Source organism: Streptomyces sp. (genome assembly GCF_019510245.1).
GTDB lineage: Bacteria > Actinomycetota > Actinomycetes > Streptomycetales > Streptomycetaceae > Streptomyces.
Genome location: NZ_JAEKKT010000132.1, coordinates 54,886 through 75,988, shown reverse-complemented (window position 1 = coordinate 75,988; position 21,103 = coordinate 54,886). Strand labels below are relative to the sequence as shown.

Genomic DNA, 21,103 nt, shown 5'->3' with positions numbered 1-21,103 from the left:
GCAGGGGGAACGCACCATTGACTAGGGGGAAACGTGACCGTCGTTGCGCAGCCTGATGTGACCGTGATCATCGGGGCGTACGAAGCGATGCCGTACCTGGTCGAGTGCCTGGCCTCCGTCGAGCGCCAGACCCTCGACCCGGCCCGCATGGAGGTCATCGCCGTCGACGACGGATCGGCCGACGGCACGGGGGAGTACCTGGAGGAGTTCGCGGCCCGCGCCGCCATGCCGGTCACCGTGATCCGCCAGGAGAACTCCGGCGGCCCCAGCGGCCCGCGCAACGTCGGCCTCGCCAAGGCCGCCGGCCGCTACGTGTTCTTCCTGGACGCCGACGACCGGCTCGGTGACCAGGCCCTGGAGCGCATGGTCGCCATGGCCGACAAGAACGGCACCGACGTCGTCCTCGGCAAGGTCGAGGGAATCAACCGCAAACCCCCGCAGTCGATGTGGGGGACGTCGCTCGACCGGACCGACGTCTTCTCCTCCAACATCAAGTTCACGCTCAGCGCCCAGAAACTCTTCCGACGGGCCCTGCTGGAACGCCACGGCATGCGCTTCGACGAGTCCCTGTGGACCGGCGAGGACGCGCTGTTCACCATGGAGGCCTATCTCCGCGCCGACGGCGTCTCGGTCGTCGCCGACTACCCCTGCTACTACCTCGTCGGCCGCGAGGACGGCAAACACGTCACCAAGAGCGGCGGCTACACCCTCCGCTTCGACTCCGCGCGCGCCCTGATGAACCTGATCGCCGAGATGGTCCCGGCAGGCCCGCGGCGCGACAGCCTGATGGTCCGGCCGTTCAAGGTCACACTGCTTCCGCAGTTCGGCCCCCGGTTCCTCAAGGACACCGACGAGGTGCGGCGGCACAAACGGGAACTCGCCGAGCCGCTGATGGACGCCCACTGGAACTCCGAGGTGGCCCGCCGCCTCAAGGTCCACGAACGGCTCCAGCTGCACCTGGTCGCCGTCCGCCGCACCGAACTCCTCCCGGACGTCCTCGAGTTCGTACGGGCCGGCAAGCAGCCCACGCCGGTCCTGGAGGGGCGCGGCACCCGCGTCTACCTCGGCTACCCGCACTTCCGTTCCGAGGCGGCCGGCGTCCCGGACTGGATCTACCTCGCCGAACCCCGCGAAGCCCGCGCCGTCGAGGGCTACCGCGAGGACGCCGCCAACACCCTCCTGCGGCGCGCGCTGCGCAAGCTGCGGCGGTCCCTGCCCGCCCGGGACGTGAAGCCCGCGGCCGCCTGACCCGGCCCCCGTGCGCCTAACCGCCGGACCCCAGCGCCCGGCGGATCGGCCTGCCGACGGCCCGCCGGGCCCGCCGGTAGACCGAGGCCGGCTTCTGCGCGGCGTTCGCCTTCGCGGCGCGGGCCCCGGCGCGCGCCAGCTCCTTCTCCAACCGGGCGTTGTCCAGCGACAGTTCGTCGATACGGCTGTGCAGCCAGCCGAACCGCGAGGTCAGCGAGTCGAGGTCCGCGTCGTTCCAGGGACGGATCCCCGGCGGGAACGCCAGTGTGCGCATCCGCTCCTCGAAGGCCGCTCCGCCGTCGCCGTGCGTGAAGGTGTTCTCCAGCCCGTTCCTGTCGAGGAACCCGGTGAACCGCTCGAAACGCTCCCGGTGACCGCCGACCAGCCCGCCGAAGTCGGCCTCCGCGTACAGCTTCGCCGGATCCGCCGACTCGGGATCCTTCACCGCCCGGTCCAGCCGACGGTGCGGTATCTCGAAGTACCGGCACAGTTCCAGCGTCCGCGAGTCGCCGCACAGCACGGTGGCCGGCGTGCCCGCCAGCAGGGCCGCGATGTTGCCGTGGATACGCGATCCGAAGGAGAAGTCGAACGAGCGCAGATCGTCGATCCAGGTGACCGGGTCGACGTAGACCCGCACCTTGTCCTCGCGGAACATCGGATGGTCCGGATGGGTCGGCATCCCGGTCACCGCGGCGTTGGGGTCCGACAGGTCGCGCCAGTGCAGCTGCCGAGCGTCACTGAGGTTCTGGCCGACGAAACGCAGCCTCGGATAGCGCTCGTGGGTGCGCGTGATGATCCGGTCCAGGCCCTGCGCGCGTACGGCACTGTGCGAGCCGTTGATCGCGATCCGCGACTGCGGCGTCAACTCCAGTGCCTTCTTGTGCACCGGGAGCCGCTCACCGTACATGAACAGCGAAGGACAGCCGATGACCTCGACGTCCTTGAAGCCCATGTTCTTCAGGTACTGCTCGGTGAACTCGCCCCGCACGCCGATCGACGCACTGCGCTCCAGCACGGCCGCGCAGAACTCCCGCACGGTCGGCTCGATCCGCTTCAGGCGGTCCGGGTTGTAACTCACCCCGGTCTGCGCGCCGACGCCGAGCACGACCACCGGGATGTTCAGTTTCGAGATCAGCCGGGTCATCCGCTTCAGGGCGCTTTCGAAGGACGGCCTGAAGGCGTTGGCCAGCGGTACGACGAAGGCGTCGTACTCCTCGTTGATGCGGGCGGCGGCGGAGACGTCGGAGGGCATGCCGTTCGACACGACCTCGGTGCCCGGCGCCTCGAGGATCTTGTGGGCGGCGTCGCTGAAGATCAGGTTGCCCGAATTGGTGGCGATGACGTCCCGGTGCAGGGCCTCCTCGACGGTGACGACGTCGTAGGGACTCTTTCCCGACCTGAGGAGGATGCGCTTCACGCGGCGATCTTTAGATGACACAAACTTCAAGTTAACTTTGAGTTCGTTTCGATTTCTATAGAGAGTCAACACAACCTTTTTGCCGTGCGCAGCACGTGCACGAATCGTCACGTGCTGTTCCGGTCGTCACCGTTCCGCCGCCTGTCCGGAGGCTGGACGGTCCGGCCTGGCGCCGGTCCCCTTCGCGTAGATTGCTGCCACGCGCAAGGAAGTGGGGACAGGACGTGGCAAGGGCTAGGCAGGCCGTCGGCGAGGCCCGCAGGATCGTCGTCAAGGTGGGCTCCTCCTCGCTGACCACCGCCTCCGGCGGCCTGGACGCCGACCGCGTCGACGCGCTCGTCGACGTCCTCGCCAAGAGCCGCAGCGGCGGGGAGAAGGAGATCGTCCTCGTCTCCTCCGGCGCCATCGCCGCCGGACTCGCCCCGCTCGGCCTGCGTCGCCGCCCCCGGGACCTGGCCCGCCAGCAGGCCGCCGCCAGCGTCGGCCAGGGCCTGCTCGTCGCCCGCTACACCGCCTCCTTCGCCCGCTACGCCGTCCGCGTCGGCCAGGTCCTGCTCACCTCGGACGACATGAGCCGCCGCGCCCACCACCGCAACGCCTCCCGCACCCTCGACAAGCTCCTCGCGATGGGTGCCTTCCCGATCGTCAACGAGAACGACACCGTCGCCACCGACGAGATCCGCTTCGGCGACAACGACCGCCTCGCCGCCCTCGTCGCCCACCTCGTCCACGCCGACCTGCTGGTCCTCCTCTCCGACGTCGACGGCGTCTACGACGGCGACCCCGGCAGGCCCGGCACCTCGCGGATAGCGGAGGTGAAGGGGCCCGAGGACCTCGCCGGCGTCGACATCGGCAGCGCCGGCAAGGCGGGCGTCGGCACCGGCGGGATGGTCACCAAGGTGGAGGCCGCCCGGATCGCCGCCGCCGCAGGCATCCCGGTGGTCCTCACGAGCGCCGTGCACGCCGCCGACGCGCTCTCGGGCGGCGACACCGGCACCTACTTCCACCCCACCGGCAAACGGTCCGCAGACCGCCTCCTGTGGCTCCAGCACGCCTCCACCCCGCAGGGCTCGCTCACCCTCGACGACGGCGCCGTCCGTGCCGTCGTCGAGGGCCGCAAGTCGCTGCTGCCGGCCGGGATCGCCGCGGTGGAGGGCGAGTTCAGTGCGGGCGACCCGGTCGAACTGCGCGACACCGAAGGCCGCGCGGTGGCCCGGGGGCTCGTCAGCTTCGACGCCAAGGAGATCCCCCAGCTGATCGGGCGTTCGACCAGGGAGCTGGCACGCGAGCTGGGACGGGCGTACGAACGCGAGGTCGTACACAGGGACGACCTGGTGATCCTGCACCCGTAAAACGGGGCGTAACGACGGACCCCGGTGGGGGACGTTCCGTAAAACCGCCACACGAACCCTTGCGGCCTGCTCAACTTTTCTCAGGACCACGTTCCGCACGAGCACAGCTGAAGGAGGCCGTCGTGAGACGAGTGCGCCCTGGGGCTGCGGCGTCCCGCGGTGCTCTGACGAGCGTCGCGGCCGGGGACACCTACGAGGAGCCGAAGGACCTGCCCCGCCTGTGGCACGTCACCCTCAGCGTCTGCGGTGCCGAGGTCCCCCTGCCGGAACTGCGCCGCGGACTCGAACAACTGGCCCACGACCACCCCTTCCTCCTCACCAGCCGCTACGCCTGCGACCACGCCGAGATCCGCTACTGGGAAGAGGCCCGCGACCTCCACGACGCCGCCGCCGTCGCGCTGCGCCTGTGGGGCGAGCACCGCCAGACTGCCGGCCTGCCCGCCTGGGAGATCGTCGGTCTCGAGGTCATCGATCGCGCCACCTACCACCAGCGCGTCGCCGAGGGCTACGGCCCGCCGCCCGCGACTCCGGTCGGCATCCACCCCTTCTGACCCTCCCGGCCCTCCCGGCGCCGCCTCCGCCGCCGGCCGGTAATCGCCCGTTTTGAACCACGTCTCGCGGTGTGGGATGACGCGTGGACGGCCCGCCGGGGCGCACTACCCTTCCTTCATGACCACGCTCTCGCCGTACGACGCCATGTCCCCGGTCACCCAGGCCGCCTACCGTGCCAAGGCCGCCGCCGCCGACCTCGCGCCGCTGCCGCGGGCCGTGAAGGACGACGCGCTGCTCGCCGTCGCGGACGCCCTGGAGGTCCGGACCAGCGAGATCGTCGAGGCCAACGCCAAGGACATCGCCAAGGCCCGCGAGAACGGCACCAGCGAGGCGATCGTCGACCGCCTGACCCTCACCCCCGAGCGGGTCCGTGCCATCGCCTCCGACGTCCGCGACGTGGCGAAGCTGCCCGACCCGGTCGGCGAGGTCGTCCGCGGCTCCACCCTCCCCAACGGCATCGACCTGCGCCAGGTCCGCGTCCCCCTCGGCGTCGTCGGCATCATCTACGAGGCCCGCCCGAACGTCACCGTCGACGCCGCCGCCCTCTGCCTGAAGTCCGGCAACGCGGTCCTGCTGCGCGGTTCCGCCTCCGCCCACGCGTCCAACACCGCCCTCGTCCGCGTCCTGCGCGACGCCGTCGGCGGCGCCGGGCTGCCCGCCGACGCCGTCCAGCTCGTCCCCGGCGAGGGCCGCGAGTCCGTCCACGAGCTGATGCGCGCCCGCGGCCTCGTCGACGTCCTCATCCCGCGCGGCGGCGCCTCCCTCATCCAGACCGTCGTCATGGAGTCCAAGGTCCCGGTCATCGAGACCGGCACCGGCAACTGCCACGTCTACGTCGACGCCCACGCCGACATCGACATGGCCGTCGACATCCTGATCAACTCCAAGGCACACCGGGTCAGCGTCTGCAACGCCGCCGAGACCCTCCTCGTCCACCAGGACATCGCCCCCGAGTTCCTGCCGCGCGCCCTCGACGCCCTCGCCGAGGCCGGCGTCACCGTGCACGGCGACGAAAGGGTCCTCGCCTACGCCAAGGACTCCAAGGCGACCGTCGTCGAGGCGGTCCCGGAGGACTGGGAGACCGAGTACCTGTCGTACGACATCGCCGCCGCCGTCGTCGACTCCCTCGACCGGGCCGTCGAGCACATCCGGCTGTGGACCTCCGGGCACACCGAGGCCATCGTCACCACCTCCCAGCAGGCCGCCCGCCGTTTCACCCAGCTGGTCGACTCGACCACGGTCGCCGTGAACGCCTCCACCCGCTTCACCGACGGCGGCCAGTTCGGCTTCGGCGCCGAGATCGGCATCTCCACCCAGAAGCTGCACGCCCGCGGCCCCATGGGCCTGCCGGAGCTGACCAGCACCAAGTACATCGTCACCGGCGACGGCCACATCCGCCGCTGACACCCGTAGCCGGCGTGAGAGGCGTCTCACCGGACCTATGAATTTCCATACCGTCTGCCCAAATTGACCCCCCAGGTCTACTCTGGAACCGTGCCGGAGGACGTGGGGGGCACGCCGTTCCCTGACGGCTGGGAGCCCGACGACGACCATGACCACGGAATGTCGGACGAAGAATTCGACTCCGTGGTCTTCGACGAGGCCTTCGTGAAGGCGGCCGTGGTCCACGAGCCGACCGCCGTCGAACGCCTCCTTGCCGCCGCCCAGGCCAGAGCCGAGGCCTCCGAGGCCGAGGCCCGCCGTGCCCACGCCAGAGGCGAACGCTACGACGACCGCTACAGCCCGGACGGCACCGACCTCGGCGGCGAACTCGACGACCTGGACGACACCGACGTACTCGATGACCGGTACGCCGCCGCCGGGACGTACGGCAAGCACGTCCGCTGGCACCGTCCCGTCGCCTGGGTCCTCGCCCTCGTCATGGGCATCGGCATGGTCGCGCTCGCCTTCGCCGCGGTCTACCGCAGCGCCTCCTCGAGCGGCAGCCGCGACCAGGTGCCCAGGCCCCCCTCCACCGGCCAGGAACAGGGCACCGCGGCGGCGCCTTCCGTGTCCGCCGACTACTCCCAGCCCGCGAAGCCGGCGGCCTCCGTGGTCCCGCGCACGCCCTGAGCGATTGCGGCCGCCCTGGTGGCAGTCCTGGTGAGAACCTGTCAGAAGTTGTCGTGTAGCAGGGCGTTTACCCGAGGCTCCCGAGACCTACTCTGAGAGTATGGGCGGGCCAGGAGACCCACCTGAGGGGACACCCGAGGGCGGCCCCGTGGGTGGAGAGGACGAATACCGATCCGTCGTCTTCGACGAATCGTTCGTTCGCGCTGCCCGCCTCCAGGAGTCCTCCGCACGCGAACGCATGACCGACCACGCGCCCGCCGTACGCCGTCGCCCACCCCTGCGCCGGGGCTTCACCCGGCAGGCGCTGATCCTCGTCGTCCTGATTCTCGTCGCCTTCGGCACCGCGATCTACATGGGCGTCCGCCATCCCTACGGCACCGATGACGCGCAGCAGCCCGTCGAACCCCTGCGGATGACCGTCGTCCCGCTCTCCCCGCAGGGCAAGGTGCCCGGCGCCGCCGACGCCGAGACGCTGTTCGCGCACAGCCCGGCCGCGCAGTACGAGGTCGGTGCCGAGGGGATACCCCTGCCGGCCGCCCGGAGCACCGTGCACTTCTCCGACAGCCAGGTCGTCACCGCCCTGACCACGGCCAAGGACTACCTGGTGCGCTCCTCGCTCTACCCCGAGGTCCTCGACAGCAGCGAGGTGCGGCCCGCGCGGGCGCTGCTCGACCCCGCTCAGCTCGACCAGTTCGACCAGAGCGTCGACCACCCCGCGGCGGACGGCCGGCACGCCCCCACCGGATGGCTGGTCCGCTTCGACCCCACCCGCGCCGAACTCGCCGACCCGAGGATCCGAGTCCAGGGCAACCTGACGGCCGCCGAGACCGACCCGGCCACCCTGGAAGTCACCGCCGACCACACCTTCGTCTACGCGCTGCGCCCCACCGGCGCCCCGGCCGGTGCCCCGGCCTCCCTGTTCACCGTGCGCCGCCAGCTGACCTTCCGCTTCGACCGCGACGACCTGCGCCTGCACCAGGCCCAGCTGGTCGCCTCCTACGTCCAGGCGGGCCCCCTGTCCTGCGCCGAGGACGCCGCCGACCACCTGCACCCCCTGCTGGCCGGGCAGACGGCCAAAGCGGGCGGCCCCGCGGGCACGAATCCGTTCGCCACGGACAGCGCCACCGCCCTGTGCGGGACGCTGTCCACCGCGGCCGAACCGACAGTCTGAGCGGCCGGACCGAAGTTCTGAGCAGGCGAACCGAAGCACTGAGCGGCCGGACCGAAGCGCTGAGCGGGCGGACCGAAGCGCTGAGCGGGCGAACCCGGAACTCGACGAGGGCCGCGCGGACCCGCTAGGCCTCGCCGTCCTCCGGGGGAGTGTCCCGCGGCGGCGCGTCCTTCGGCGGGGGCGCGCTCGTGAACCCGTCGAAGCCGCGCTTCACCCGGCCGCCCAGGCCTCCGGCCCCGCCCGCGATGTCCGAGACCAGCTTCATCAGCGGGTCCTTGGACGTCTTCACGTCACTGGCGTAGCTCGCCGCGGACTCCTTGAACGAGTCGCCGACCGAGGTGTCCTTGTCCTCGGTGCGCCGCGGGTAGTGACCGTCCATGATCCGCTGGTAGTCACGGGACGCGGCCCACTTCTTCAGCTCGGCCGCGCGGACCGTGGTGAAGGGGTGCGAGCGCGGCAGCACGTTCAGGATCTTCAGGACCGAGTCGCGCAGGTCGCCGCCCGCCTCGTACTCCTCGGCCTGCTGCAGGAACGCGTCCACGTTCATCTCGTGCAGGTGGTTGCCGCCCGCGATCTTCATCAGCCCGCGCATCGAGGCCCGCAGATCCTGGCCCACCAGCAGCCCCGCCCGGTCGGCGGACAGCTCCGACTTGCGGAACCACTCCCGCAGGGCCGTCACGATCGCCAGGATCGCCAGGTTGCCCAGCGGGATCCAGGCGACCTTGAGCGCGAGGCTGGTCAGGAACAGCAGGATCGTCCGGTACACCGAGTGCCCGGACAGCGCGTGCCCCACCTCGTGGCCGACGACCGCGCGCATCTCCTCCTCGTCGAGGAGCTCCACCAGGCCCGTGGTCACCACGATGATCGGCTCGTCCAGGCCGATGCACATCGCGTTCGGCTGCGGATCCTGCGTCACGTACATCGGCGGGACCTTCTCCAGGTCCAGGATGTAGCAGGCGTCGCGCAGCATGTCGTTCAGGTGGACGAACTGCTGGTCGGACACCCGGACCGAGTCGGACAGGAACAGCAGCCTCAGGCTCCGCTCCGGAAGCAGCCCGCTGAGCGCCTTGAAGACCGCGTCGAATCCGCTGAGCCTGCGCAGCGCCACCAGTGCCGAACGGTCCGCCGGATGCTCGTACGCACGCGAGGAGATCCCCGGGAAGCGCCTGCGCTGCCTGCTCGGGACCCGCTCGTGCCCGTTCCGCTCGTGGCCGTCGTCGGACATGTCATCCCCCATGTGCGTGAGTGTCTGCCGTGCCCCCGGGGCAGGGCCCAGCCTAGGCGGCGATACCGTGGACGGGCAGTACAGCCGAAGGAGTCCTCATGGAGCACCACCCCCCGGCCGCCTGGCTCACCCAGGCCGCGAGCGCCGCCCAGCATCAGGGCTCGGGCGACCTGCTCCGGGTCGTCATCGTCGTCATGTTCGTCGGCTGCGCACTGACCGCCTGGTTCCTGCTGCGCGGGTACAAACAGAAGGACGACTGAGCCGCCGGGATCGTTCCCCAACGGAGGAGTCGGCGTGATCGCCGCCGGGTCGCCCGCATACGATGAGCCGACATCTTTATCCCGTCCACACGCGATAGGTCCTGCCGCAGATGATGAATCTCCACAGCGCCGCTGCCCAGTTGGTCACCCTCGCCGCAGAGGGCGAGGAGCACGGCGGCAACCACAACAGCCTCAACCCGGCCGTCACCGGCGGCAGCGCCCTCGTCATCCTGCTGCTCCTGCTGTGGATCACCACCCGCTTCAACCGCGACCGCTGAGCCGGACGCCGGGCCCGGCACCGGTCCTCCGGGCGGGGCCCACGGACCGGGCCGGTAGGGTCTGCACGCATGGGAGAGCAGGACATGCCTACCGGTCCGGCAGCTGACGAGGCCGACGACATGGCGACACGGCCGCGGTACACGCCGGCGGGCCCCGCGCACACCGGCAAACGCCGCCTCGGTGTCATGGGCGGAACGTTCGACCCGATCCACCACGGGCACCTCGTGGCGGCCAGCGAGGTCGCCGCGCAGTTCCACCTCGACGAGGTGGTCTTCGTGCCCACCGGGCAGCCGTGGCAGAAGACCTCCCGCGCCGTCTCACCGGCCGAGGACCGCTACCTGATGACGGTCATCGCGACCGCGGAGAACCCACAGTTCTCCGTCAGCCGCATCGACATCGACCGCGGCGGCCCCACCTACACCGTCGACACCCTGCGCGACCTGCGCGCCCTCAACCCCGACACCGACCTGTTCTTCATCACCGGCGCCGACGCGCTCGGCCAGATCCTCACCTGGCGGGACTCGGAGGAACTCTTCTCCCTGGCCCACTTCATCGGCTGCACCCGGCCCGGCCACCACCTGACCGACCGCGGTCTTCCCGAGGGCGGCGTCTCGCTGGTGGAGGTTCCCGCGCTCGCCATCTCCTCCACAGACTGCCGTGCGAGAGTCGCCAAGAGCGACCCCATCTGGTACATGGTGCCGGACGGAGTCGTGCGCTACATCGACAAGCGCGAGCTGTACCGCGGCGAGTGAGCCGAGAGGGGCACCGGTGAACGACCGATACGACGCGGGCTACGGAAACGACCAGTACGAACTCGTCGGCTACGACGAGTACGGGCAGCCGGTGTACCGCCAGATCCCTGCGCAACAGCAGCAGACGTACGACCCGTACGCGGGGCAGGGGCAGGGGCAGGTGCAGGGGCAGGTGCAGGGCTACGGGTACGACCCGTACGCCGGCGGCGGGCAGCAGGCCGCGCCGTCGTACGACACCGGGCAGCAGGCCCCTGTCCACGACACCGGCCGCCAGCCGGTCATGCCCGCGTACGACCCGTACGGCACCGGCGGTCACACCGCCTACGACCCCTACGGACAGGCGGCCGCCGGCGGCCGGCAGCCCCGGGTCGCCGAACAGACCGCGCACATCCCGCAGCAGGCCGGACCGGCCGACCACGAGACCGGTCCCCGGCAGGACGACGGCGAACGCGACTACCACACCGGCCAGTTCGCGTTCGTCGAACAGCCCGACGGCGACTCCGAGGACGTCATCGACTGGCTGAACTTCACCGAGAACCGCACCGAGCGCCGTGAGGAGGCCAAGCGCCGCGCCCGCAGCAGGATGACCGCCCTGGTCGTGGTCCTCGCCCTGGTCGCCGTCGGCGGCGTCGGCTACCTCTGGTACGCCGGAAAGATCCCCGGCCTGTCCTCCTCCGCCACCAAGGCCGGCACGACGACCTCCGTGGCCGCCCAGAAACGCGACGTGATCGTCGTCCACCTGCACAACACCGGTGGCGGCGGCACCTCGACCGTACTGCTCGTCGACAACACCACCACCAAGCAGGGCAGCACCGTCCTGCTGCCCAACTCCCTCGCCCTCACCGACGACGACGGCACCACCACGACCCTCGCCAAGTCCGTCGACGACGACGGCTCCTCCGGCACCCGCGACCAGCTCGACACCGTCCTGGGCACCAACATCGAGGGCACCTGGCGCCTCGACACCCCCTACCTGCAGAACCTCGTCGAACTCGTCGGCAACATCGACATCGACACCAACGCCGACGTCCCCGACCCGGGCGCCAAGAAGAAGGGCGAGGAGCCCCTGGTCCACCAGGGCAAGGACCAGACCCTCGGGGGCAAGGCCGCCGTCGCCTACGCCACCTACCGTGCCTCGGGCGAGGCCCAGAACGCCCAGCTGGAGCGGTTCGGGCAGGTCATGCAGGGTGTCCTGCGCAAGATGTCCTCCGACGCCTCCGCCGCGACGACCACCGTGCAGACCCTCGCGCAGATCCTTGACCCCTCCCTCACCGACAAGGACCTCGGCACCTTCCTCGCCAAGCTCGCCGACCTCGCCAAGGGCGGCGCCTACAAGACCGCCCTGCTGCCCGTCCAGAGCGACGGCACCCTCAGCGCCCAGACCAGCTCCAGCGTCGTCAAGGACATCCTCGGCGGCATCGCGAAGAGCCCGTCGGCGGGATCCGCGGTGCGCGTCTCCGTCCAGAACGCCACCGGCGTCAAGGACGACACCGACAAGGCCCGCGTGGTCCTCGTCAACGGCGGCTACACCTTCCTGGAAGGCGGCACCGCCTCCGGCACCCAGGCCACCTCCAAGGTGCTGTACTCCGACGCCGCCGACAAGGAGAACGCCACCGAGGTCGCCAAGACACTCGGCCTCGGCGCAGGTGCCGTCCAAAAGGGCACCGTGGGCTCGGGCGCCGACGTCTCGGTCGTCCTCGGCCAGGACTACAAGCCGTCCTCCTCCTGAGACGGCCGGCCGCACCCCACGTGACCCGGTAATCACGTGGGGTGCGCCCGGCGGTCCGTGAGACCCTTGAGGTCAAACGACCGCCGACGGAAAGCCACGCAGTGACCGCAACCGACCGTTCCCTCGAGCTCATCACCGCCGCCGCCCAGGCGGCCGCCGACAAGCTCGCCCACGACGTCATCGCCTACGACGTCAGCGACGTCCTGTCGATCACGGACGCCTTCCTGCTGGCCTCCGCGCCCAACGACCGCCAGGTCAAGTCGATCGTCGACGAGATCGAGGAACGCCTCCAGAAAGAACTCGGCGCCAAGCCGGTGCGCCGCGAGGGCGACCGGGAGTCCCGCTGGATCCTGCTCGACTACGTGGACATCGTCGTCCACGTCCAGCACAGCGAGGAGCGCGTCTTCTACGCCCTGGAACGGCTGTGGAAGGACTGCCCCGAGATCGAACTGCCCGCCGACGCCAAGGCCACCCGCGGCAAGGCCGCGGAGCACGCCCGACTGCAGGCCGCCGAGGACTCCGGCGAGCCGGGCGGGAACTGGTGATGAGCGCCACGGGCGAGGTGACCGACAGCAGGGGCCGCGGCCGCCGCATCATCCTGTGGCGGCACGGCCAGACCGCCTGGAACGTGGAGCGCCGCTTCCAGGGCTCCACCGACGTCGAGCTCACCGAGACCGGCATCGGCCAGGCCCGCCGCGCGGCCCGCCTGCTCGCCTCCCTCGGCCCGGACGCGATCGTCTCCTCCGACCTGCGGCGGGCCGCCGACACGGCCGCCCAGCTCGCCGCCCTCACCTCCCTCGACGTGATCCGCGACGAGGGGCTGCGGGAGACCTACGCGGGCGTGTGGCAGGGCCTCACCCACGAGGAGATCATCGCCCGCCACGGCGACGAGTACGCCGCCTGGAAGCGCGGCGAGCCGGTCCGCCGCGGTGGCGGCGAACTGGAGACCGAGGTCGCCGACCGGGCCGCCCCCGTCGTGCTCCGGCACGCCGAGAAGCTCCCCGAGGACGGCACCCTCGTGGTCGTCAGCCACGGCGGCACCATCCGCACCACCATCGGCCGCCTCCTCGGCCTGGAGTCCCGGCACTGGGAGAGCCTCGGCGGCCTCACCAACTGCTGCTGGTCCGTGCTCGGCGAAGGCGCCCGCGGCTGGCGGCTCCTGGAGCACAACGCCGGCACCCTCCCGGAGCCAGTCCTCGGCGACGACGACTGAGATCCGGCGGCCACCCCGCCCCGCCGGGACCCGGATTTCACTTTCCGGCAGGTCGCAGGCTAAAGTTCTTCTTGTTCGCCCCGCCGAGCGGAAAGACGGGAAGAGCGCAAGGGGCTATAGCTCAGTTGGTAGAGCGCCTGCATGGCATGCAGGAGGTCAGGAGTTCAATTCTCCTTAGCTCCACAGATCGGCACTCCACACACTGTCGAGTTGTCAAAGATCGGTGATGGGAATCCCGTCCTCTTTCAGAGGGCGGGATTTCTCGTGTCCCACTCCCGGAGGATCTCGGTGGCCTCCTCCTCCGTCACCGGCCACAGCCGCTGCCTGCGCTCCCGCAGCAACGCCACCCGCTCCCGCGTCCGTTCGTCCTCCGGCGTGTACACCACGATCCGCGCCTCCGGCATCCCGTCGATCGACAGCGACTGCGACGTCATCCGCAGCTCGCCCACCGCCTCATGACGGAACGTCTTCACCCGCGGCCCCGGCTGCGCCACCGCCCCGCTCTCCCACAACCGGGCGAAGTACCCACTGGCCTGGGACAGCGCCCGTATGAAGTCCTCCCAGGCCGGCTCGCCGACATGTCTGCCGTAGGAGGAACGCAGGGTCGCCACCATCACCGGCAGCTCACGCTGCAGGTGCACCACCGGGCTGCTCTCCACCGGGACCGTGAACAGCGTCCACAGCACGTTCGGCACACCGATCCGCACCGTCTCCGGCACCAGGAACAGGTCCCGGTAGGCGGCGTTGGTGGCCAGCACGTCGTAGCGTGACGTGTACACCACCGCCATCAGCGGGTCCAGCGCGTCGATGATGCCCTGCACCTCCGCGCCGACCGTTCGGGACAGCCTCTGCGGCACCGGGGCGAACGGCACCTCCGCCAGCCGGTACAGATGCTCCCGCTCCGGCAGGTCCAGCATCAGGGTCCGCGCCACCGCGTCCAGCACCTGCGCCGACGCGTTGATCGGCCGGCCCTGCTCCAGCCACGTGTACCAGGTCACGCCCACGCCCGGGAGCTGGGCGACCTCCTCCCGGCGCAGCCCGGGCGTACGCCGCCGCAGCCCCGGCGGCATCCCGACGTCCGCGGGCTGCACCCGGGCCCGCCTGCTGCGCAGGAACGCAGCCAGCTCGGGCCTGCGGCGGTGTGCTGTCGTCGCCATCGTCACGTCCCCCGTCGTCACGTCTCCGTCGTGGGCGCAGCCCCCGTCCCCTGCCAGGTGCTGCCAGTACCAGCATCGGCGGGCTCTCGGCACCCGTACCGGCCCGCCGCCACGCTCGGTCGCATGACGACGACATCCCGGAAGGGACCAGGTCCCGCAGCCGCTCCGACCCCTGCGAGAAGTGAAACACCCGGCACTGACAACCGGCCCCGGCTGCTCCTCGTGGTCGTCCTCGCGGCCCTGTTCATGGCCGTGCTGGACGTCTTCATCGTGAACGTCGCGGCCCCCACCATGGGTTCCGAACTCAACGCCACGGGCGCCGACTTGCAACTGGTCGTGGCCGGCTACGCCATCACGTACTCGGTGCTGCTGATCACCGGTGCCCGGCTCGGCGACCGGCTCGGCCACGGCCGGGTCCACCTCGCCGGCCTCGCCCTGTTCACCACGGCGTCGCTCGCCTGCGGCCTGGCCCAGGGAGCAACCGAGCTGATCGTGTTCCGGCTGGTGCAGGGCGCCGGATCGGCGGTGATGATCCCGCAGGTCCTCAGCATCATCCAGCACGCCTTCACCGGCGAGGCCCGCATACGGGCACTCGGCGCCTACTCCGCGGTCCTCGCGGTCGGCGCCGCCGCCGGCCAGATCATCGGCGGCGTCCTGGTCAGCGCCGACCTGTTCGGCACCGGCTGGCGGCCGGTCTTCCTCGTCAACGTGCCCGTCGGCGCCGTACTTCTCGTCCTCGGCCGACGTGTCCTGCCGCCCGGCGCCGGATCCGGTCCCGAGCGGGCACGCGGCCTGGACCTGCCCGGCCTGGTCCTGCTGGCGGCCGCCGTGTCGCTGCTGACCGTCCCCCTGGTCCTCGGCCAGGAGGAGGACTGGCCGCTGTGGTCCTGGCTGTCCCTGGCCGCCGCCGTGCTCCTGTTCGCGCTGTTCTGCGGGTACGAGGCAAGGCTGGCCCGGCGCGGGGGCGCCCCGATCGTCGCACCCCGGGTACTGCGCCACCCCGGCATGGGCCTGGCCGTCCTGCGGATCCTCGCCGTCATGGCCGTCAACGCCGGATTCCTCTTCACCCTCACCCTGCACGTCCAGCGCGGCCTCGGCTACAGCGCGCAGCGGGCCGGTCTCACCTTCGCGCCGACCGCCGTCGTCTTCGGCGCGGTCGCCCTCACCTGGCGCAGGTGGCCGGCGGTCTGGCAGCGGGCGCTGCCCCCGGCCGGGTTCGTGCTCACGGCGCTGGGCGTGGCCGGGGTCGGGCTGGCCTTCGACGGGGGCGGCGACGGGGGCGCGCGGCTCTATGTGGCGTACGCCGGCGTGGGCGCGGGGCTCGCGCTCGCTTTCAGTCCCACGCTCACCGGCGCGCTCGCAACCGTGCGCCCCGAGGACGCCGCGGACGCCAGCGGACTGCTCGCGACCGTCACCCAGCTCGGTCAGCTCATCGGCGTCGCCGCGTTCGGCACACTGTTCTTGAACCGGCTTGAGTCAGTTGGGGGCCCGCAGGCGTATACCTCTGCGGAGGCGCTGACAGCCTGCGCATGGGCGCTCGCCGCGACAGCGGCCGCGGGGGCCGTGTCCGGACTGGTACTGAGGCGTCGCTGACCGTATTGGTCCGGCCGTGGCAGAATCAAACGGCCGGAAGGGGACGCGGCCCGACGGGAGGAGTAGCGATGCCTGCGAGCATCCTTGAGGAGGGCGGCCACCTCCTCGGTGCGGCGTTGATACGGGACACGATCACCCGGCTGCTCTGCCCTTCCTGCGGTTCCGCGCATGTCGCCCAGGTGCTGGGCGACAACGGCGGGATCTCCTACGTGTGCACGGCCTGCGGCCACAGCTGGAGCTGATCGATGGGTGCACACAGGCGGAAGTGCGACTGGTGTGGGAGCGGCACCCCCATCGTCCGCGACATGGAGCCGCTCAACCCCGACTACCAGTACTGGTGCGAGGAATGCGCGCGGGCGCTGATCATAAAAGGCGACCCGATCGAGACCTACCGTGAGCTGGAGGGCGAGCCGATCTACGGCCGGCTCCTCGAGGAACACTGCACGCTCAAGCGCTTCTATTCGTTCGTCACGGCCTGACCGGGTCCCGGCTTCGGCAACGATGTCCGGGCGAGCGCCAGGAACACCACCCCGGTGACGGTGTAGAGCGCCGACAGGGTCAAGGCGGGGACGCCCTGGTGCAGTTCGGGCCGCCCGTGCCCGTGCGGCACCCACCACGGGGCGTACGAGCAGAAGACCAGCAGCGCGCCCGCGGCCGCCGTCCGGTGCCCGCGGGTCCACAGCAGCAGCACCACCGGCACGCACCACACCCAGTGGTGCGACCAGGACACCGGGCTGATCAGCAGTGCGGTCACCGCGCAGACGGCCACCGCCCAGGCCCGCCGGCCGCGCAACTCCGCCGTCACCGCCACCGCGAGCCCCAGGACGGCCGTCAGGGCCGCGGCGGCGGCCCACAGGGCTCCCGGGTCGGGAGTGTGCAGCAGACGCGCCAGAACGCCGCGCAGGGCCTGATTCGCGGTCTCCTCGGCCCGCCCCACCCGTCCTGTCCTGAACACCATCCCGGTCCAGAACCGCCACGAGTCGCCCGGGAGGACGGCCGCCGCCAGCAGGGTCGCCCCCGCGAAGACGGCGGCCGCCCCGCGCGCGTGCCGCAGCCACGGGCCACCGTCCCGTCCGGCCAGGCGCGCGGCCAGGCCGGTGGCGAGCAGGAACACCGCGAACAGGGCAGGGGTCAGCTTGACCGCCGCCGCGAGCCCCACGCCCACCCCCGCCCAGCGGTCCGGGCGTTCGGCGGGACGACGTGACAGATCCCACAGCACCAGGACGGCCAGCAGCAGGTTGACCTGCCCGTAGCGCACGGTCGTCCACACCGGCTCGCACCACACCGCCGCCGCCGCGACCCACAGGACGTGCTCCACGCGCGTGTGCCCGACGAGCCGCATCGACAGCCCGACGAACACCAGCAGCAGGAGCAGGTTCCCGGCCGTGGCCAGTGTGCGCATGCCCGTGACGTCCAGCAGTGTCAGCGGGACGAACAGCAGCGCCGCGAACGGCGGGTAGGTGGACGGCAGATGAGCCGCCGTCGTCCGCAGCGCGTAGAGGTCGCCGCCCGCGCGGACGGTCGCCCCCTCCGCCCGGTAGACCATCAGGTCGATCATCGACACGTGCGCGGCCCGCTGGGCCACCCAGAACGCCGTGAACGACAGGAGACACGACCCCAGGGCCACCGGCACCCGGCGCCGGGTCTCGGAGAACGCGATCACGGTCACGAAGCCCGACACTAGCGTCCGTATCCGTACAGAACGGAAACGATTTGGTGGTGCACCCCTTCGACCGTGTAATGTTGGCGTCGCCGCCAGGGAAGCCGGGCGGACCAAAACACGGGGCTATAGCTCAGTTGGTAGAGCGCCTGCATGGCATGCAGGAGGTCAGGAGTTCAATTCTCCTTAGCTCCACAGAAGTCGAAGGCGGACCATCCGAACGGATGGTCCGCCTTCGGCGTTGTTCCGGTCGGCGCTGCCCCCAAAACCCGCGGAAACCTCGCCCGTGGGAACCCCGCACGCGGACTCCTCTCGCACACGCGGGGCGGGCCACCTTGTTCAGGTGGCCCGCCCCACGTATCCGCGAGACGCGATCAGCGCCCCAGCGCCCGGCGGCCGCGGCCCTGCGAGAGAACCGGCAGGTTCTTGGCCGGCGCCTGCGAGCGCGTGTCCTCCTCCAGGCGCAGGGCGAGCGCCGGGCAGCGGCGCACCGCACGCAGTGCCTTGGCCTCCGCGAACCGGGGCACCTTCGCCTGCGCGACCGTCGGGAAACCGTCCGCGCCCAGCTCGAAGACCTCCGGGAGGATGTCCGCGCACAGACCGTGGCCCCGGCACAGCGTCCAGTCGACGTAGATCTTCTGCCGGCTGCCGCCGCCGTTGTCCTCGGGCTCCCCGCCACCCGGAATGCCCGAAGGCATCTTGCCGTCCTCGAAGAGCGGCAGCACGCCCTCCACGGGCCGTCCGCAGCCGTTTCCGAGAACGTGCGCGGCGAGGTCGTCGGTGAACGCCTTGATCGTCGACTCGAGGAACATCGCGGAGCCGTCCGGGTGCGAGCACGCCCCGCGCCGCTTCACGTTCTTCGCGACCTGCTTGAGCGCCTCCAGGGCGGCCGGGCCACCGCCGTTGAGGATGTCCTCCATGCCGCGCGCGGCCGCCGGCAGACCCAGATAGCAGGGACCGCACTGTCCCGCGCTCTCCTCCGCCAGCCACTGGGCGACCCGCAGCGACTCGCCCAGCGGACAGGTCTCCTGCGTGATCGGCAGGATGGCGCCGGCGCCCAGCGCACCGCCCACGGCGTCGAGCGAGTTGCGCGAGACGATCGCCTCGTTGACCGTGGCCGCGTCGATCCACTTGCCGTGGTAGCCGCCGGTCAGCACACCCTGCGGCACCGGCGGGGCGCCGGCCAGCTGCAGGACGTAGCGCAGCGGCACACCCGTGGGGACCTCGATCACCATGGGGCGGGCGACCGCGCCGGAGACCGTCAGCATGACGGTGCCCGGCTCGTCGTACAGACCGGTGTTGCCGTAGCGCTCCGGGCCGATCCGGGCGGCGATCGCCAGCTGGGCGAACGTCTCCGCGTTCGACAGCAGCGTCGGCGCGCCGCCGACACCGTTCTGCGAGGCACTGGTCTTGCGGCCGGGCGGGATCGCCGGGCCACCGTCGATCGAGCGGATCAGCGAGGCGGCGGCGCCGGTGACCATGCGGACCGGGTTGCGCTGGACGAACGCCTTCAGTGCCGAACGCCGGCCGTTGCTCAGCCCGCGCTCGGCGAGCGCCTGCTCCATCGAGCGCTGCGTGGACTCCCGGGTCACCCCCACCACGAGCGTGCGGGCACCCAGCGCCTCGGCGCACAGCAGCGCGCCGTCCAGGATCAGATGCGGGGCACGGTTGATCAGAACCGTGTCCTTGCGGCAGGCCGGCTCGTCCTCACTGCCGTTGACGACGACGACCGGCCGTACCCCGCGCTTGATCGCGGCCTCGGCGACCGAGCGCAGCTTCTTGTGGAAGGGGAAGCCCGCGCCGCCGCGGCCCTTCAGGTTGATGCGTTCGGAGAGCTGCGCGAGCTGCTCCCCGCCCAGGGGTTCGAGCGGCCCGTGCACCTTGAGGTGCATGGGCAGATCAAGTCTTTCGACAAGGTCGAAGCCCGACGTGAGCTGTGGAAGGCCGACCACGCGGACTTCTGGGACGTCGGGCAGGGCCTCGTTCACCTATAGCCTCCGGAAGGCGTGTTCCAAGGTTCGCCCGAACCCGGGGAGTCGAAGGACGCACCGGGCGGTGGTTCGTTGGCGGGACCGCTGTTGTACGTGTCATTCGAGTTGTACGTCCCGTACCGGGCATTCGTCTCACCCGTGTCGTACACATCACGTCCGCCCATGCCGTCGGCGCCCGGATTGCCATAGGCCGGGATGTTGTATCCGGTGTCCTGCATCGGGTCGTACGCCGACCGGGGCGCCTCACCGACCGGCGGCGGCGACGGGATCGGCCAGCTGCCCGAGGTGCTGGACGGACCGTCCATGCGCGGGTTGGCCTGCGTGGCCTGCATGTCCAGGCGTTCCATGCGTGCGGTCTGGCCGGCCGCGAACGGCGACTGGGCCTGGCCGGGCGTGGACGTCGCCCGGTAGGCGGCGGCGAAGCCGGACGCCGGCTCGGGTCCGGGGGCCGCGGCCGCCGCGGACGGGAACAGCGGGTTCGACTGCGAGGTCGCCGTGTCCGCGCGCGAGGGCCTCGGCTCGCGCTCACGGAGGACGTCGTAGCCCGGCAGCCCGGACTCGCTCACCCGGGCGCGGCTGGCGTCCAGATCATCCAGCTCCGGCCGCTCGGAACTGCCCAGGACGGAGACGAGACGGTCGGCCACCCTCCGCTTGAACGGGCGCGGGGCCGCGCGCAGTGCCAGCGCCGCCATCACGCCGATCAGGCACAGGTCGTACGAGATCATGAAGAACGGCTTCGCCGCGCGGCCCGCGTACAGGCCGTGGATGAGCGCGGCGCACCAGGCCGGGTAGGCCAGCATGTGCATGGCCCGCCAGCGGGCTGCGACGACGGCCGGGGCGGCGAAGTTGCTGCGCAGGGCGCCGGTGACACCCACGAAGATCATCAGCAGTCCGGCCAGCGAACCGAGTCCGATCAGGCCGGCGCTTCCGGTGATGCCGAGCGAGAACGGAATGATCGCGGCGATCACCACGGTGTGATCCAGCGCGATCTTCGTGACGATGTGCACCAGCAGGAACGCGATCGAGGCGACCGCGGTCGTCCGGTGCACGGCCTGGCCGACGATCCGCTGCCGGGTGTTGAGGAAGATGCGGTCCTGTGCGATCAGACCCCAGATCACCGAGCAGCTCAGCGAGACGAGCGAGAGGACGCCCGCGCCGAAGTTCAGGAACGATTGGAACTGGCTGCCTCCGGTCAGCACAACCACGGGTATGAGCAACAGGACGACAGCGGACGCCACCCCCCAGGCCGAACGGCCTGGCTTGGGAAGCGAGCTGTTACTACGACGAGGGTTCATGGGGGCAACTCCGAGCAGTTCGGGAAAGCGGTCCCGGTGCCGCAGCCTAAGTGGCGCCATACCGATCAGTACGAGGTTTGAGTTATTGCGTTGTTATCAAAGGGTGGTGCAACCCTTGTGGTGTCCCTTAGCGGAC

Annotated in this window: 21 protein-coding genes and 2 tRNA genes; 17 read left to right on the top strand and 6 right to left on the bottom strand. The window is 70.9% G+C overall.

Annotation, left to right across the window (positions count from 1 at the left end; translation table 11 throughout):
- Positions 1-87: 87 nt before the first annotated feature.
- Positions 88-1,248, top strand: coding sequence for a glycosyltransferase family 2 protein (locus tag JF597_RS17805; RefSeq protein WP_293995702.1), 1,161 nt, complete (start codon positions 88-90; stop codon positions 1,246-1,248).
- A gap of 16 nt (positions 1,249-1,264) precedes the next feature.
- Here the strand turns inward: JF597_RS17805 and JF597_RS17800 are convergent, their stop codons facing one another.
- Entirely contained in the window at positions 1,265-2,665 is a 1,401-nt protein-coding gene (locus JF597_RS17800) for a polysaccharide pyruvyl transferase family protein (protein ID WP_293995681.1), read from the bottom strand.
- 224 nt (positions 2,666-2,889) lie between these two features.
- On the opposite strand from JF597_RS17800, the gene proB reads away from it, so the two are divergent.
- From proB to JF597_RS17775, 5 genes are all read left to right on the top strand, one after another.
- Entirely contained in the window at positions 2,890-4,017 is a 1,128-nt protein-coding gene (proB, locus tag JF597_RS17795; RefSeq protein WP_293995679.1) for a glutamate 5-kinase, read from the top strand.
- Positions 4,018-4,139: 122 nt separating this feature from the next.
- Complete coding sequence (locus tag JF597_RS17790; protein ID WP_293995677.1) at positions 4,140-4,568, top strand: hypothetical protein; 429 nt, start codon at positions 4,140-4,142, stop codon at positions 4,566-4,568.
- Positions 4,569-4,686: 118 nt separating this feature from the next.
- The gene (locus tag JF597_RS17785) at positions 4,687-5,973 is read left to right on the top strand and encodes a glutamate-5-semialdehyde dehydrogenase (RefSeq protein WP_293995675.1); all 1,287 of its coding nucleotides are present in this window, start codon (positions 4,687-4,689) and stop codon (positions 5,971-5,973) included.
- Between the two features lie 90 nt (positions 5,974-6,063).
- Positions 6,064-6,642 (top strand): hypothetical protein, encoded by a 579-nt coding sequence (locus JF597_RS17780; RefSeq protein ID WP_293995674.1) that lies wholly within the window; start codon positions 6,064-6,066, stop codon positions 6,640-6,642.
- A gap of 100 nt (positions 6,643-6,742) precedes the next feature.
- Positions 6,743-7,813: a hypothetical protein gene (locus JF597_RS17775; protein ID WP_293995672.1), complete on the top strand. Its 1,071-nt coding sequence runs from the start codon at positions 6,743-6,745 to the stop codon at positions 7,811-7,813.
- Positions 7,814-7,937: 124 nt separating this feature from the next.
- On the opposite strand, the gene JF597_RS17770 is transcribed toward JF597_RS17775, so the two are convergent.
- Complete coding sequence (locus JF597_RS17770; protein WP_293995700.1) at positions 7,938-9,038, bottom strand: M48 family metallopeptidase; 1,101 nt, start codon at positions 9,036-9,038, stop codon at positions 7,938-7,940.
- Between the two features lie 98 nt (positions 9,039-9,136).
- Here JF597_RS17770 and JF597_RS17765 point away from each other — a divergent pair, with 98 nt between their 5' ends.
- From JF597_RS17765 to JF597_RS17735, 7 genes are all read left to right on the top strand, one after another.
- Positions 9,137-9,298, top strand: coding sequence for a hypothetical protein (locus JF597_RS17765; protein WP_217549548.1), 162 nt, complete (start codon positions 9,137-9,139; stop codon positions 9,296-9,298).
- 110 nt (positions 9,299-9,408) lie between these two features.
- Positions 9,409-9,576, top strand: coding sequence for a hypothetical protein (locus JF597_RS17760; RefSeq protein WP_177232770.1), 168 nt, complete (start codon positions 9,409-9,411; stop codon positions 9,574-9,576).
- Positions 9,577-9,645: 69 nt separating this feature from the next.
- On the top strand, positions 9,646-10,329 hold the full coding sequence (gene nadD / locus JF597_RS17755) for a nicotinate-nucleotide adenylyltransferase (RefSeq protein ID WP_093503106.1): 684 nt from the start codon (positions 9,646-9,648) through the stop codon (positions 10,327-10,329).
- A gap of 16 nt (positions 10,330-10,345) precedes the next feature.
- Entirely contained in the window at positions 10,346-12,058 is a 1,713-nt protein-coding gene (locus JF597_RS17750) for an LCP family protein (RefSeq protein ID WP_293995666.1), read from the top strand.
- 101 nt (positions 12,059-12,159) lie between these two features.
- The gene (rsfS, locus tag JF597_RS17745; RefSeq protein ID WP_293995664.1) at positions 12,160-12,603 is read left to right on the top strand and encodes a ribosome silencing factor; all 444 of its coding nucleotides are present in this window, start codon (positions 12,160-12,162) and stop codon (positions 12,601-12,603) included.
- The gene (locus JF597_RS17740; protein ID WP_293995662.1) at positions 12,603-13,271 is read left to right on the top strand and encodes a histidine phosphatase family protein; all 669 of its coding nucleotides are present in this window, start codon (positions 12,603-12,605) and stop codon (positions 13,269-13,271) included. The genes rsfS and JF597_RS17740 overlap by 1 nt, the downstream gene beginning before the upstream one ends.
- 110 nt (positions 13,272-13,381) lie before the next feature.
- Positions 13,382-13,454 (top strand) — tRNA-Ala (locus tag JF597_RS17735).
- Between the two features lie 62 nt (positions 13,455-13,516).
- Here JF597_RS17735 and JF597_RS17730 read toward each other — a convergent pair.
- Entirely contained in the window at positions 13,517-14,428 is a 912-nt protein-coding gene (locus JF597_RS17730; protein ID WP_293995660.1) for a helix-turn-helix transcriptional regulator, read from the bottom strand.
- Positions 14,429-14,551: 123 nt separating this feature from the next.
- Between JF597_RS17730 and JF597_RS17725 the strand changes: the two genes are divergently transcribed.
- The 3 genes from JF597_RS17725 to JF597_RS17715 all read left to right on the top strand — a co-directional run bounded on the left by JF597_RS17725 (position 14,552) and on the right by JF597_RS17715 (position 16,500).
- Positions 14,552-16,021: an MFS transporter gene (locus JF597_RS17725; protein ID WP_293995658.1), complete on the top strand. Its 1,470-nt coding sequence runs from the start codon at positions 14,552-14,554 to the stop codon at positions 16,019-16,021.
- A gap of 68 nt (positions 16,022-16,089) precedes the next feature.
- Positions 16,090-16,263 carry a hypothetical protein gene (locus JF597_RS17720; RefSeq protein ID WP_107408581.1) on the top strand — a complete coding sequence of 58 codons (174 nt, stop codon included), beginning with the start codon at positions 16,090-16,092 and terminating at the stop codon, positions 16,261-16,263.
- Positions 16,264-16,266: 3 nt separating this feature from the next.
- Positions 16,267-16,500, top strand: coding sequence for a hypothetical protein (locus JF597_RS17715; protein ID WP_019523121.1), 234 nt, complete (start codon positions 16,267-16,269; stop codon positions 16,498-16,500).
- Here JF597_RS17715 and JF597_RS17710 read toward each other — a convergent pair.
- Positions 16,479-17,690 carry a glycosyltransferase 87 family protein gene (locus JF597_RS17710; protein WP_293995628.1) on the bottom strand — a complete coding sequence of 404 codons (1,212 nt, stop codon included), beginning with the start codon at positions 17,688-17,690 and terminating at the stop codon, positions 16,479-16,481. The genes JF597_RS17715 and JF597_RS17710 overlap by 22 nt on opposite strands.
- Before the next feature lie 113 nt (positions 17,691-17,803).
- Here JF597_RS17710 and JF597_RS17705 point away from each other — a divergent pair.
- Positions 17,804-17,876, top strand: a tRNA-Ala gene (locus tag JF597_RS17705).
- Between the two features lie 179 nt (positions 17,877-18,055).
- Here JF597_RS17705 and JF597_RS17700 read toward each other — a convergent pair.
- Both JF597_RS17700 and JF597_RS17695 read right to left on the bottom strand, forming a co-directional pair.
- Positions 18,056-19,669 carry an NADH-quinone oxidoreductase subunit NuoF family protein gene (locus JF597_RS17700; RefSeq protein WP_293995625.1) on the bottom strand — a complete coding sequence of 538 codons (1,614 nt, stop codon included), beginning with the start codon at positions 19,667-19,669 and terminating at the stop codon, positions 18,056-18,058.
- Entirely contained in the window at positions 19,666-20,967 is a 1,302-nt protein-coding gene (locus tag JF597_RS17695; protein ID WP_293995698.1) for a cytochrome b/b6 domain-containing protein, read from the bottom strand. The genes JF597_RS17700 and JF597_RS17695 overlap by 4 nt, the downstream gene beginning before the upstream one ends.
- Positions 20,968-21,103: the final 136 nt, after the last annotated feature.